The organism is Delftia tsuruhatensis, from assembly GCF_903815225.1.
Taxonomy (GTDB): domain Bacteria; phylum Pseudomonadota; class Gammaproteobacteria; order Burkholderiales; family Burkholderiaceae_C; genus Comamonas; species Comamonas tsuruhatensis_A.
The window spans coordinates 3,013,263-3,025,079 of the sequence record NZ_LR813084.1 but is presented as its reverse complement, the minus strand read 5'-3'; the positions used below and the strand labels follow the sequence as shown (position 1 = coordinate 3,025,079).

14 protein-coding genes are annotated in these 11,817 nt (G+C 66.3%); 6 read left to right on the top strand and 8 right to left on the bottom strand.

Annotation, left to right across the window (positions count from 1 at the left end; genetic code table 11):
- Window positions 1-57: 57 nt before the first annotated feature.
- The gene (locus tag L1Z78_RS13765) at window positions 58-720 is read right to left on the bottom strand and encodes a response regulator transcription factor (protein WP_234642034.1); all 663 of its coding nucleotides are present in this window, start codon (window positions 718-720) and stop codon (window positions 58-60) included.
- 292 nt (window positions 721-1,012) lie between these two features.
- Between L1Z78_RS13765 and gloA the strand changes: the two genes are divergently transcribed.
- Both gloA and L1Z78_RS13755 read left to right on the top strand, forming a co-directional pair.
- Entirely contained in the window at window positions 1,013-1,468 is a 456-nt protein-coding gene (gene gloA, locus L1Z78_RS13760; RefSeq protein WP_234642033.1) for a lactoylglutathione lyase, read from the top strand.
- A gap of 226 nt (window positions 1,469-1,694) precedes the next feature.
- The gene (locus tag L1Z78_RS13755; RefSeq protein ID WP_234642032.1) at window positions 1,695-2,147 is read left to right on the top strand and encodes a universal stress protein; all 453 of its coding nucleotides are present in this window, start codon (window positions 1,695-1,697) and stop codon (window positions 2,145-2,147) included.
- A gap of 77 nt (window positions 2,148-2,224) precedes the next feature.
- On the opposite strand, the gene L1Z78_RS13750 is transcribed toward L1Z78_RS13755, so the two are convergent.
- Entirely contained in the window at window positions 2,225-2,752 is a 528-nt protein-coding gene (locus tag L1Z78_RS13750; RefSeq protein ID WP_234642031.1) for an OmpA family protein, read from the bottom strand.
- Between the two features lie 238 nt (window positions 2,753-2,990).
- Here L1Z78_RS13750 and L1Z78_RS13745 point away from each other — a divergent pair, with 238 nt between their 5' ends.
- Both L1Z78_RS13745 and L1Z78_RS13740 read left to right on the top strand, forming a co-directional pair.
- Complete coding sequence (locus L1Z78_RS13745) at window positions 2,991-3,614, top strand: gamma-glutamylcyclotransferase (RefSeq protein ID WP_234642030.1); 624 nt, start codon at window positions 2,991-2,993, stop codon at window positions 3,612-3,614.
- Window positions 3,615-3,751: 137 nt separating this feature from the next.
- Entirely contained in the window at window positions 3,752-4,369 is a 618-nt protein-coding gene (locus L1Z78_RS13740; protein WP_234642029.1) for a superoxide dismutase family protein, read from the top strand.
- An 8-nt stretch (window positions 4,370-4,377) separates the two neighbouring features.
- On the opposite strand, the gene L1Z78_RS13735 is transcribed toward L1Z78_RS13740, so the two are convergent.
- From L1Z78_RS13735 to L1Z78_RS13715, 5 genes are read right to left on the bottom strand one after another with little or no spacing between them, the layout of a single operon-like run.
- On the bottom strand, window positions 4,378-5,142 hold the full coding sequence (locus tag L1Z78_RS13735) for a CoxG family protein (RefSeq protein WP_234642028.1): 765 nt from the start codon (window positions 5,140-5,142) through the stop codon (window positions 4,378-4,380).
- Window positions 5,132-5,608, bottom strand: coding sequence for a (2Fe-2S)-binding protein (locus tag L1Z78_RS13730; RefSeq protein WP_234642027.1), 477 nt, complete (start codon window positions 5,606-5,608; stop codon window positions 5,132-5,134). Before L1Z78_RS13730 ends, L1Z78_RS13735 begins: the two co-directional genes overlap by 11 nt.
- Window positions 5,605-6,492 carry an FAD binding domain-containing protein gene (locus L1Z78_RS13725; protein WP_234642026.1) on the bottom strand — a complete coding sequence of 296 codons (888 nt, stop codon included), beginning with the start codon at window positions 6,490-6,492 and terminating at the stop codon, window positions 5,605-5,607. The genes L1Z78_RS13730 and L1Z78_RS13725 overlap by 4 nt, the downstream gene beginning before the upstream one ends.
- Window positions 6,485-8,779, bottom strand: a complete 2,295-nt coding sequence (locus L1Z78_RS13720; protein ID WP_234642025.1) for a xanthine dehydrogenase family protein molybdopterin-binding subunit — start codon at window positions 8,777-8,779, stop codon at window positions 6,485-6,487. The genes L1Z78_RS13725 and L1Z78_RS13720 overlap by 8 nt, the downstream gene beginning before the upstream one ends.
- A 19-nt stretch (window positions 8,780-8,798) precedes the next feature.
- Entirely contained in the window at window positions 8,799-9,782 is a 984-nt protein-coding gene (locus L1Z78_RS13715; RefSeq protein WP_234642024.1) for a Bug family tripartite tricarboxylate transporter substrate binding protein, read from the bottom strand.
- Window positions 9,783-9,996: 214 nt separating this feature from the next.
- Here L1Z78_RS13715 and L1Z78_RS13710 point away from each other — a divergent pair, with 214 nt between their 5' ends.
- The gene (locus tag L1Z78_RS13710; protein WP_234642023.1) at window positions 9,997-10,533 is read left to right on the top strand and encodes a MarR family winged helix-turn-helix transcriptional regulator; all 537 of its coding nucleotides are present in this window, start codon (window positions 9,997-9,999) and stop codon (window positions 10,531-10,533) included.
- 2 nt (window positions 10,534-10,535) lie between these two features.
- Here L1Z78_RS13710 and L1Z78_RS13705 read toward each other — a convergent pair whose 3' ends face one another.
- Window positions 10,536-11,108, bottom strand: coding sequence for a nucleotidyltransferase family protein (locus L1Z78_RS13705; RefSeq protein WP_234642022.1), 573 nt, complete (start codon window positions 11,106-11,108; stop codon window positions 10,536-10,538).
- A gap of 51 nt (window positions 11,109-11,159) precedes the next feature.
- Here L1Z78_RS13705 and pdxH point away from each other — a divergent pair, with 51 nt between their 5' ends.
- Complete coding sequence (gene pdxH, locus L1Z78_RS13700; protein ID WP_234642021.1) at window positions 11,160-11,807, top strand: pyridoxamine 5'-phosphate oxidase; 648 nt, start codon at window positions 11,160-11,162, stop codon at window positions 11,805-11,807.
- The last annotated feature ends 10 nt before the right edge of the window (window positions 11,808-11,817 follow it).

Sequence of the window (11,817 nt, the reverse complement as noted above, 5' to 3'; positions counted from 1 at the left end):
ATTTTCAGGTGGCAGGACTCCCCGCGAATCAAATACCTTCTTTTCAATCATGGAGGCCTACTTTCTGACATCCACCCAGCCCATCTCGATGCCGTAACGAATGAGACCTATATCCTTCTGAACACCCAGCTTGTTCATGATGGCGATCTTGTGCGTGCTGATGGTCTTGACACTGCGATAAAGCCGTCTGGCAATTTCGGAGACTGTCAAGCCGGAAATGAGTAGCAGCAGAATCTCCTCCTCACGTTTTGAAAGCTGCACCGGCACATCTATCTTCATTAGCCGATCCTCCCCACCTCCCAGGATCTTGCTGGCACCCGGAGAAACGAACTGTCCATCCGTATATGCGGCATAGATGGCCGGCAGCAGGCTGCCCAGCGAATCTGTCTTGTGGACTATCCTGTAGACACCCTGATTCGCCAGTGACTTGATGATTCCAACGTTTTCGATCATTGTCAGCATGACGATCTTGACTTCTGGAAACCTTTTTCTGATGACATTGAGCATGACCAGTCCGTCACCATATGCACCACCGGGCATGGAGTAATCCGTCACCAGCACGTCGCATTCGTTCTGCCTGAGAAAGCTGATGATCTCCGTTGAGTTTTTCGCCCTGCCGACTATCTGTATTTCATCCTTGTTCTCCAGGATGCTTTCAATGCCTGCAAGAACTGCCGGATGGTCGTCGGCAATCAATATGCGTAAGACAAAGTTTTTCATGATCCAGGAATGAGCATTTCGGAGCATTTCGAAGACTCGTCCTATTCTAGGTAGGTTTCCTAGGACAGACGCCCTGGTTTTGTCTGATTTTTTGGCCCAAAAAATAGGACTAGTCCTATTTTTACTGAGGGATGGTGCAAAGTTCGGCAACTGGTCTTAGGCTGGCACCGGGAATTCGACCCAGCGCCCGATCTGGCATGGGATCGACATGGAAGCTCCCGCACTTCGGCATGGTTCCCGGGCTTCCCTCGGTCGCGCTGAAGAGTTCGCTGAATCCCGGCACAATCCGTGCATGAGAATCCTCCACACCATGCTGCGCGTGGGCAACCTCCAGCGCTCCATCGATTTCTACACGCAGGTCCTGGACATGCAGTTGCTGCGCACCTCCGAGAACCCCGAGTACAAGTACTCCCTCGCCTTCCTGGGCTTTGAAGGCGGCAATCCGGGACAGGCCGAGATCGAGCTGACCTACAACTGGGGTACCGAGGCCTACGACATGGGCACTGCATACGGCCACATCGCGCTGGGCGTTCCTGATGCCTACGCTGCCTGCGAGAAGATCAAGGCTGCTGGCGGCAACGTCACGCGCGAAGCCGGTCCGGTCAAGGGTGGAACCACCGTGATTGCCTTCGTCACGGACCCCGATGGCTACAAGATCGAATTGATACAAGAAAACTCGAGGGCTTACAGACACGACGGCCCGTCCACGGCCGGTGGCGTGGAACCGGACCCCTTGCGCAACGCATGAATGACAAGCTCCCCCAGGCACCCTCACGGCTGCCGGCGGGGCTTCATTGCGTTCGGGGGCTGCGGGGCTGCAATCGTCCCGGGGAAATCAACGTCACCACGCTGCCCTCCCCCTCCTGATTCCAGTACAACCGGTGGATCGTGGCGCCTTGCAAGCTTGATGCGGCTACGGGAGGTGTCTATAGTTCTTCCACGCGGCAGAACCACCATCGCGCAAAGGCCCCGCCATGTACCAGAACTTGCTTGTGCCGATCGACGGAAGCGCCGCCTCCAGCGCTGGACTGACGCAAGCCATAGAGCTGGCGAGGGCGGTCAACGGGCGCATACGCCTGCTCCACGTCATTGACGACGTGTCCTTTTCCTTTGTCATGGATGCCTATGCCGGACAGCCCGGCAGCTGGCTGGAGGATCTGCATGCCGAAGGCACCAGGATCCTCGCCGATGCAACGGCGGCGGTGTCGCAGGCCGGGGTGGCCGTGGATGCCATCCTCGATGACCGATTGAAATCCCCGGTACATGACGTGGTGGTGTCGCAGGCCGCCAGCTGGCCCGCCGACCTCATTGTCATAGGATCGCATGGCAGGCGCGGGATCGAGTATGCAATGCTGGGAAGCAGCGCCGAGAAGATTCTCAGAAAATCCAGGGTTCCAGTGCTGGTGGTGCGTGCAGACGCATCATGAGGGATTGCGATCACTGGTCTGGCGCAGAGGCTGCGGCGCTGCGGATTCTCCAACCCGCAGCGCCGCAGCCGCATGGCTCAATCCACCAGGATCACTTCCACGCGGCGGGCCTCGGCGTTGCTGCCATCGGCCTGCAATTGCTCGGGCTTCCTGAGTTCGACCTTGTCCTCGGCCACGCCCAGGGCCGACAGCGCGGCCTGGACAGCCAGGGCGCGTTTCTTGGCGAGCTCCGCATTCAGTTCGGCATTGCCCGTGGCGTCGTGGAAGCCGGAGACCACGGCACGCTTGCCGCCCTGCACACCGGCCACCACATCGGCCAGCGCTTCATTGGCACCGACCGCCAGCTCGGCCTTGGCGGAAGCAAAGTAGAACTTCACCACGCCATTTTCGACAACCACGCGGGCCACGTCTTCCTCGATCACCACGGGTGTCGCGGCCACCGCCGCAGGCGCGGTACCGGCAGCGGCCTTCGCCGGGCCGTGCGCGATGCCACGCTGGTAGACCACGACACCGACCACCGTGGAGACGACGAGCGCAATCAGGGCAAACAAGAAACCCAGGGCAAAACGCTGTTGGCTGTCGTCGTCGGAATTGTTGAAAGACATGAAGCACTCTCCGTGAATGAACTGTTGAAAGAAAAGCCGAAAGACTGCGAAAAACCGATGGATTGTAGAGGCCGGCCCATGGACGTCCGATTCCTGGTCTGGCCAAGACCGGAAGCCTGGCCGGACTGTGGCGATCCCGAGACAAAAGATGCGGCCGACAGCCGGCGGTGCCGAGCCGTGTACACCATTCGGGCATCCAGGCGTTAAAACGTCATTGTTCTTTCACGCCTTGCCGTCCATGTCCGCACTGCCCGAGTTCGCATTTGCCCGCCGAGAACCCCAGCCCATGCTGGCCGAAGCGCTGCATCACTGGGGTGGTGCCGACGATCTCTGGGTCTTCGGCTATGGCTCACTGATCTGGCGCCCGGATTTCGATTTCTGCGAACGCCGCACGGCCCGCGTCTTCGGCTGGCACCGGGCACTGAAGATGTGGAGCACCATCAATCGCGGCACGCCCCAGAACCCGGGACTGGTGTTCGGCATGCTGTCCGGCGGCAGTTGCCAGGGCATGGTGTTCCGCATTCCGCGCCAGCAGGGCCACGCCGTCCTGGAAACTCTGTGGCAGAGAGAGATGGCCAATGCCGTCTATGACCCGCGCTGGCTGCCCTGCCGCACCGGCCAGGGCACGGTGCAGGCGCTGGCATTCACGCTGTCGCGCCACAGTCCCAACCACACGGGCGAGCTGGCCCCGGAGGACTACCGCCGCATCTTCAGCGAGGCCAGGGGCATCTACGGCAGCACGCATGACTATGCGCGTGCGACCTTCGACGAGCTGCAGCGCCTGGGAATCCGTGATCGTGCCCTGCAGCGTCTGCTCAGCTATGCAGGCCCGTCCGGATCCGGGGGCCTGGCTGGCTGCTGACGCCGCGCCGCCTGGATTGGGCGGTGCAAAGCTGCTCTCTCCGACAGGCCAGGCCCGTGGCACAGGGCAAGATGGAGCCGCGCGTCTAGCGCATTTCCCGATTTTTCAGCACGGATTCCCAACAGGAGATAGCCACCATGCCTTTGAATGCATATCCATCCAGCCACCAGGCCGCCAGTGCGCCCTCCCATTCTTGTGCAGCCATGAAGCTGCTGATGGCCACCGGCATGGTGCTGGCCCTTGGCGCCTGCGGCAACTCGCCCAGGACATCCGCAGCCGCACCGGGTGCGGCGGCACCTGCCCCCGCAGCGGCAATGGCCCAGTTGCAGCCCACGCAAGGCAGCCAGGTCAGTGGCAGCCTGCAGTTCACCCCCCAGGCCGATGGCAGCGTGCGCGTGCAAGGCTCGGTGCAGGGCCTGGCCCCGAACAGCGAGCACGGTTTCCATGTCCATGAAAAAGGGGACTGCTCCAGCCCCGACGGCCTGAGCGCCGGAGGTCACTTCAACCCGACGGGCCAGGCCCATGGCCGCTTCGGCGCCACGCCCCATCACACGGGAGACCTGCCCAGCCTGCGCGCCGACGCCCGGGGCGTGGCAACCATCGACTTCGTCTCGCGTGGCCTCACCCTGGACCAGGGCCCTGCCAGCGTGGTGGGCCGTGGCCTGATCGTTCACAAGGATCCGGACGACTACACCACGCAGCCCACCGGCAATTCGGGCGCGCGCCTGGCTTGCGCCGTGATCACGCGCGGCTGATCTCCCCGTCAACGCATGCAATCTCGCAGCCAGGCCGCGCAGTGCTCGGCCTGAGCCGCGGGCCACCGGACATTGACCGTGGTGTCGCCACGGCGCAGTTCCACGTGGATGACGTCCGTGGCAATGCCTGTCCCCCGGTTGACGGTGAAGATCCGTCCCCACCAGCCGCTGCCGGGCAGGCGGCCAGCGGCTGGTGGGGCTGATTCGCTGGCGGGCCATGGTACCGAGACGGACTCTGGTGCAGGCTCGGCCGAGGGCGCGGGCATGGCGGGTGGTATGGCATCCGCGTCCGCGTCCGCAGACAAGGCACCGGCAGGCACCGACCCGCCGTGTTCGATGCGCGCCGCCAGGTTGGCGCCGAATTCCTCCCATATCCGGTCGGCCTTGGTCTTCATCACGCTCAGGCCGAAGGCGCCCAGGCGGCCCAGCAGGTCCACATCGACCTTGATGCGCAATGCGGTGCCGCCCTCGGGCGTGGCCTCCAGAAATACCTCGCTGCGCTGCTTGAGGGAACTGGCCACCGAAGTGTCCTCACCCGTGCCCTCCACGCGCAGGTACTCGGGTGCACGCTGCTCGACGATGCGCGTGCGCAGCTTGAATCTGGCGCTGATGAACGAGATCTTCTGGTGCATCACGGCCACGTATTCCGTGGGGCTGATCACTTCGATGGACTGCATGCCCGGAACGGCGCCACCCATCACCTGTGGATCCAGCAGCAGGGCCCAGACTTGCTCGCGCGGAGCCGAAACGGTGAGTGTCTTTTCAATTTCCATGCATGTTCTCCGCGGCCACGAGGACCGATTCCACGATCTGGGTGTACCCCGTGCAGCGGCACAGGTTTCCGTTGAGGCCATGGCGCACTTCGTCGGCGCCGGGCCCGGGCTTGCGGGCCAGCAGGTCGCAGGCCGCCATGATGAAACCCGGCGTGCAATAGCCGCACTGCAGGCCGCCGCATTGCATGAAGCTTTGCTGGAGCGGGTGCAGTCGCTCCCCATCGGCCAGCCCCTCGATGGTGGTCAGCACCTTGCCGTGCACCTGTACGGCCAGCATCAGGCAGGACTTGACCACCTCGCCGTCCAGCAACACCGAGCAGGCGCCGCAGACGCCCGTCTCGCAGCCGCGCTTGGTGCCGGTCAGGTGCAGGTCGTCACGCAGTAGGTCGGACAGCAGCCGGCGCGCGGGCACCTCCAGGCTGCAGGGCTCGCCATTGACGTTGCATTCGATGCGGTGCTGGCTCATTGCATTTCTCCCGGCTCCATGGCCATGTCCAGGCCGAACAGCCCGGCCACGGTGCGGCGTACATTCACACGCACCATCGCGCGGCGGAAATCCGCCGAGCCGCGCGTGTCGGACACCGGCGTGATGTCGGCCGCAACGATGCGGGCCGCCTCGACCGCCACGGCCCAGGTGACGTCACGCCCTTCGAGAAAGGCCTCGGCGCGCCGCTGCCGTGCGGGAATGGGCGTGGAAGCGCCCACCACCAGGCGCGCATCGCGGCAGACGCCATCGGCGGTGTCCGCAACCAGGGCCACGCTGACCAATGGTCGGTGTTCGGCGGCCGTACGCAGAAAGCGCGTATGGACCCCGCTGCGCCCCTGCGCCATGGGCGGCACGCGGACCTCGCTGACGATCTCGTCGCTGTCCAGTGCGGTGGTGTAGTAGTCGACAAGAAAGTCCTCGATGCCCAGAACGCGCTCGCCCCGCGCACTGGCCAGCACGACCTGGGCGTCCAGCGCCATCAGGCAGCCGGGAGGGTCGGTGGACGGATCGGCGTAGCAGAGGTTGCCGCCCACCGTGCCCTGGTTGCGTACCTGGGGGTTGGCCATGCGCTGCGCCATGCCGGCCAGCACCGGATAGCGCTGCTGCACCAGCGGCGATGCCGCCAGTTCGGCATGCCGCACCAGGGCGCCTATGCGCAGGCCGCGCTGCGGATCGAAGTCCAGCCCGTGCAGGGCCCCTATGCCGGCCAGCGACACCAGATGGGTGGGCGCCAGCATGCGCTGGCGCATGCCCAGCATCAGCGCGGTGCCACCGGCGATCACGCGGCAGTCCTCGCCCAGTTCGGCCAGCAGCCGGCTGGCCTCGGCCACCGTGGCTGGTTCCAGGAAATCGAAGTCATGCATGGTCTTGCTCCTCGGCCCGTGCGCGCAGCGCGGCCAGGATTTTTTCAGGCGTGATCGGCAGGTCGCGGATGCGCACGCCGATGGCGTCGTGGACGGCGTTGGCAATGGCCGGTGCCCCGGGCAGGATGGCCGTCTCGCTGGCCCCCTTGGCGCCATAGGGACCGTTGGGGTCGTTGGATTCGACGAAGCCGCCGCGCAGCAGCGGCACGGCATCGGCCGTGGGCATGGTGTAGTCGGCGAAATTGCCGTTGGCCAGGCGCCCGCCTTCCAGGTGCAGTTGCTCGTACAGCGCCCAGCCCATGGCCTGCACCGTGGCTCCGTTCGTCTGGCCATGGATGGCGACGGGGTTGAGAGCCTTGCCGCAGTCGTCGGCCACATAGCTGTCGAGCACCGTCACCTGGCCGGTCTCGGTATCGACCTCGACCTCCACGGCCTGGGCCGCGAAGGAGTATGCCGGGGCGATGTTGCCGTACAGCTGGTCGTCGTGCATTCGGGTCTGGGCATCCCAGGTATGGCTGACCTGTATGCCTTCGCCGCCATGTCGCCAGATGTGCTGGCGCGCCAGTTCGGCCATGCCCAGGGCGCGGTCCGTGCCGCGAACGCGCACCTGGCCATCGGCCAGTTCCAGATCGTCCAATCCGGCCTCCAGCAACTGGGCGCCCAGGGCCAGCAGCTTGTCGCGCGCGGCCCGCGCGGCGCCGATGGCGGCATTGCCCGCCGCCATGGTCACGCGCGAAGCCAGCGAGCCGATGGCAAAGGGAACGCTGTCGGTGTCGGGCGGCGCCACGCGCACGCGGGACAGGGGCAGCGTCAACTCATGGGCCACGATCTGGCCGAGCATGGTCATGGCGCCCTGCCCCATGTCGCACTCGCCGCTGAGCACCAGCACCTGGCCATCCTCGTGGATGCGCAGGCCCACGGTGGAGCCATCCCAGTTACCCATGGTGCGGTTGCCGCTGACATGCATGGCAGCGGCCATGCCCAGGCCCCGGCGCCGGACGCCGCAAGCATCACGGGGCCGGGCTCGCCGGGCGCTCCAGCCGATGGCCTCGGTGGCCTGGTCTATGCATTCCTTGAGGCCGGCGCTGCCGATCTTCCAGCCGTGCACGGTCACGTCCCCGGCCTCGACCGCATTGCGCCTGTGCACCTCGGCCGGGTCCAGGCCCAGTTGCCCGGCCATGGCATCGATGTGGCTGTTGAGTGCGAACAGCATCTGCGTGCCGCCGAAGCCCCGGAACGCCCCGTGCGGCGGGGTGTGGCTGTAGACCAGGGTGGCGTGCGAGCGCACGTTGGCCAGACGGTGCATGTTGTCGCTGCGCATGGCGCTGACGTGCATGACCTCGGCCGACAGGCCCGCATAGGCGCCGCACTCGGCAAGGATGCGCACCTGCTTGGCCAGGATGCGGCCATCGGCGGCCATGCCCAGCTTGAGCGTGATGCGCTCGGGCACGCTGGAGCAGCAGGCCAGGAAGTCCTCCAGCCGCGTGTTCACCAGGCGCACCGGCCGGCCCGTGCGCAGGGCCAGCAGGCCGGCGAGCAACTGGTTGTCGTCCTCGATGATCTTGCCGCCGAAACCGCCGCCCGTGGTGGCCTGCACCACGCGGATGCTGGAGACGGGCCGCTCCAGCGCGGCCGCCAGCCGGGCCCGCGCCAGGAACACCGACTGCGTGGAGGTCTGCACCAGCAGCCGGCCCTCGGCGTCGATGGACGCCAGCGTGGCCATGGGCTCCAGGTACCCCGGGTACTGGGCGTGGGTGGTGTAGGTGGCTTCGTGCACGAGGGCGCTGGCCGCGAAGCCGGCATCGGGATCGCCGCGCTCGAAGCGGATCTCGTGCGCGACATTGCCCCGGCCCGGATGCACGCCGGGAGCCTCTTCGTCGAGGGCCTCCTCGGGCGAGAGAATGGCCGGCAGTTCCTCGTACTCGACCTCGATCAGGTCCAGCGCGTCCCGCGCGATCTCCTCGGTGGCGGCGGCCACGGCAGCGACCTCCTCGCCCGCGAAGCGCACTAGGCCATCGGCCAGGATGCGCCGCTCCTTGTGGCTCACGCCCCAGGGGGTACGGGGCGCGTCGGCTCCGGTCAGCACGGCCTTCACGCCCGGCAAGGCCAGCGCGGCCCTTGTGTCGATGCGCACGATACGCGCATGCGGATAGGGGCTGCGCAGTACCTTGGCATGCAGCATGCCGGGCAGCTTGAGATCGCCTGCGTACCGGGCACGGCCCAGCACCTTGGACAGGGACGTGACCTGGGCCGTCTCGCGGCCCAGGGTGGAATGCAGGGAGTTCATGGCGTTCGACGTCCCCATGTCATTGCGCCGTGATGCCGAGTTCGCGGATCACGCGGCCCAGGCGTTCATGGTCGGCCGCATTGACCTCGGCCAGCACCTGCGACGCCCCGCCGACGGGCACGGCGCCGAAGGTGGCCATCCTGGACACGACCTCGGGCATCTTCAGGATCTCGTTGAGATGGGTGTTCAGCGCCTGTACCACGGCAGCCGGTGTGCCCCTGGGCGCGAAGACGCCATTCCAGGCGCCTGCGGCGATGTCCTTGTAGCCCAGTTCAGCCAGGGCTGGAACCTCCGGCAGCAGCGGCGAGCGCTTCGGGTCGGTCACGGCCAGGGCGCGCAGCTTGCCCGCCTGGAGGTACTGGGCCACCGGCCCCAGCGTCACATAGGCCAGGCCCACATGGCCGGCCGCCACGTCGTTCACGGCCGGCGCCACGCCGCGATAAGGCACATGCTGGATCTTCACCCCGGCGGCGCGGTTCAGCCACTCGGCGCCGATGTGCATGGGCGAGCCGGCGCCAGGACTGGCATAGCTCAGGTTCTTTCCGGCCCGGGCCGCAGCCACCATGTCGGCCACGCTCTTGAAGCCCGTGGACGGATGGGCCACCAGCAGCACGGCCTGGCTGGCCGTCAGGATCACGGGCGTGAAACCCTTCAGGGGATCGTAGGTGGCCGCCGCGGGCAGTTGCATCACCATCGGCGCGATGGTGAAAGGATTGGGCGTGAACAGCAGCGTGTAGCCGTCGGGCACGGCACGGGCGACCAGGTTGTTGCCCACCGTGCCACCGGCGCCTGGCCGGTTGTCGACCACCACGGGCTGCTTCAGCCGCATGGAGAGCTTTTCGGCCAGCAGGCGCGCCATGGCGTCGGTGTCGCCCCCCGGCGGATAGGCGACCACCAGGGTGACGGGGCGGGAAGGATAGTCCTGGGCGAGTGCGCCGCCACAACAGGCGGCAAGGGCGGCTGCGGCGGCCATGCTCAGGCCTTGCCGACGATTGGGGTTCATCACGGGGCTCCTGGGGCAGTGTGCGGGGCTGGCGGTACGCCCCATTGACATGAATCACTAATGAAACATTGATTCTCAAAAGAATCCGATAGCCATTGTGAATCGAGCAGTTGATGCATCAACTTACTGAAACCACCAATTGACTCTTGTCAGATTCTCAAAATCTGATCTGCAACGAAACCACCAGGCAGCCTGTGAAACAATCCTTGCCCACATGACCTCTGCGACCCCCTCCTCCTCCCCGACCTCGGGTAATGGCCCCTGGACCGACCTCGACGAGAGCGGCAGCACGCTGACGGTCGATCTCTTCCTGACCACCCTGATGAGCCAGGTCGGCAATGCGCTGCGCCGCACCATCACCGTGCCCTATGCCGACGCGGCCGAGCTGACGGTCTCGGAGTGGCGGCTGCTGGCCCTGATCGCCCATGCGGGCGAACTGCCCTTCAGCGCGCTGGTGGTGCAGTCCACATCGGACAAGGCCCTGGTCAGCCGCACGCTGCGGCTGCTGGAAGAACGTGGCCTGGTGGCGCTGCGGGCCGAGGGCCATACGCCGCGCAAGAAGATCCTGTGCGCCATCACCCCCGAAGGCCAGCGCCTGCATGACCAGGTGATGCCGCAGGCCCGGCGACGTCAGGCCGCGGCACTGCGCGTGCTGACGCCCGAGGAGCGCGAGGTGATGTACCGCGCGCTGCACAAGCTGCGCGGCCATTGCCAGGAAGGTGGATCCTCCGGATCGGGCGGCGAGGACTGAGTTCAGGCGGCGCTGCCGCGCGCCCGCAGCAGCGCTTCGGCGCGGGCCAGATCCTGAAGCGTATCGATGTCGGCGAGCACGCCGGCATCGTCGACCTGCACCAAGACCACTGCCCCCGCCTCGCGCAGGGCCTTGAGCACGGGCGAGCCGCCTTGCTGTCCGCTCAAGGCCATGAGCGCCGGGCCGCAAGCCGCGCCAAAGCCCACGGGATGCCCGCGCTCGCCGGCATGCACGGGCTGCGCCGCCTGCGCGCCGTTGCGCAAGGCATCGGCTACCTTGCGCAGCGTCTGCGGCTGCACCAGCGGCAGATCGCCCGGCAACACCAGCCAGCCGGAGGCGCCTGCCGTGGCGCGCACGGCGGCGGCCAGCGAGTCCCCCATGCCGGGATGGCCCGCATCCTCCAGATGCCATGGCAGACCGCTGGCGCGCACGGCGGCCAGGGTGTGCTCCAGCACCGTGCTGGCGCCCAGGGGCGCGGCCAGCTTGTGCATGGTGCCGCCCGAGGCGCGAAACCGCTCGCCACGGCCCGAGGCCAGGATCAGCACGCAAGAGAGATCGTCAAGGACTGTGCGCATGCGCAAATGTAGCGCGGCCGGCGGGCCCCTGGCGGAGGCACAATGCAGGCCATGAGCAGCTTATCCACCTCGATCGCCGACCTGCGCAAAAGCTACGAGCGCGCGGAACTGAGCGAATCGGCCTCCCAGGCCGATCCGCTGCAGCAGTTTGACCAATGGCTGCAGGAAGCCCTGCGCGCCCAGGTACCCGAACCCAATGCCATGACGCTGGCCACGGTGGGCGGGGACCTGCGCCCCAGCACCCGCATCGTGCTCATCAAGGGCTATGACGAGCGCGGCCTGGTCTGGTACACCAACTACGACAGCCGAAAGGGCCAGCAGCTGGCCGGCAACCCGTTCGCGGCGCTGCAGTTCCACTGGGTGGAGCTGGAGCGCGTGGTGCGCATCGAGGGCCGCGTGGAAAAGGTCAGCGACGAGGAAAGCGACGCCTACTTCAACAGCCGTCCGCTGGACTCGCGCATCGGCGCCTGGGCCAGCCCGCAAAGCCAGGTCATCAGCGGCCGCAGCGTGCTGGTGGCCAATGCGGCCAAGTACGGCGCACAGTTCCTGCTCAACCCGCCGCGCCCGCCGCACTGGGGCGGATTCAGGCTCGTGCCCGACCGCTGGGAGTTCTGGCAGGGCCGCAAGAGCCGCCTGCACGACCGCCTGTGCTACCAGTTCGAAGGCGGCGCCTGGCTGCGCCAGCGTCTGGCGCCGTGAGGCACTGATG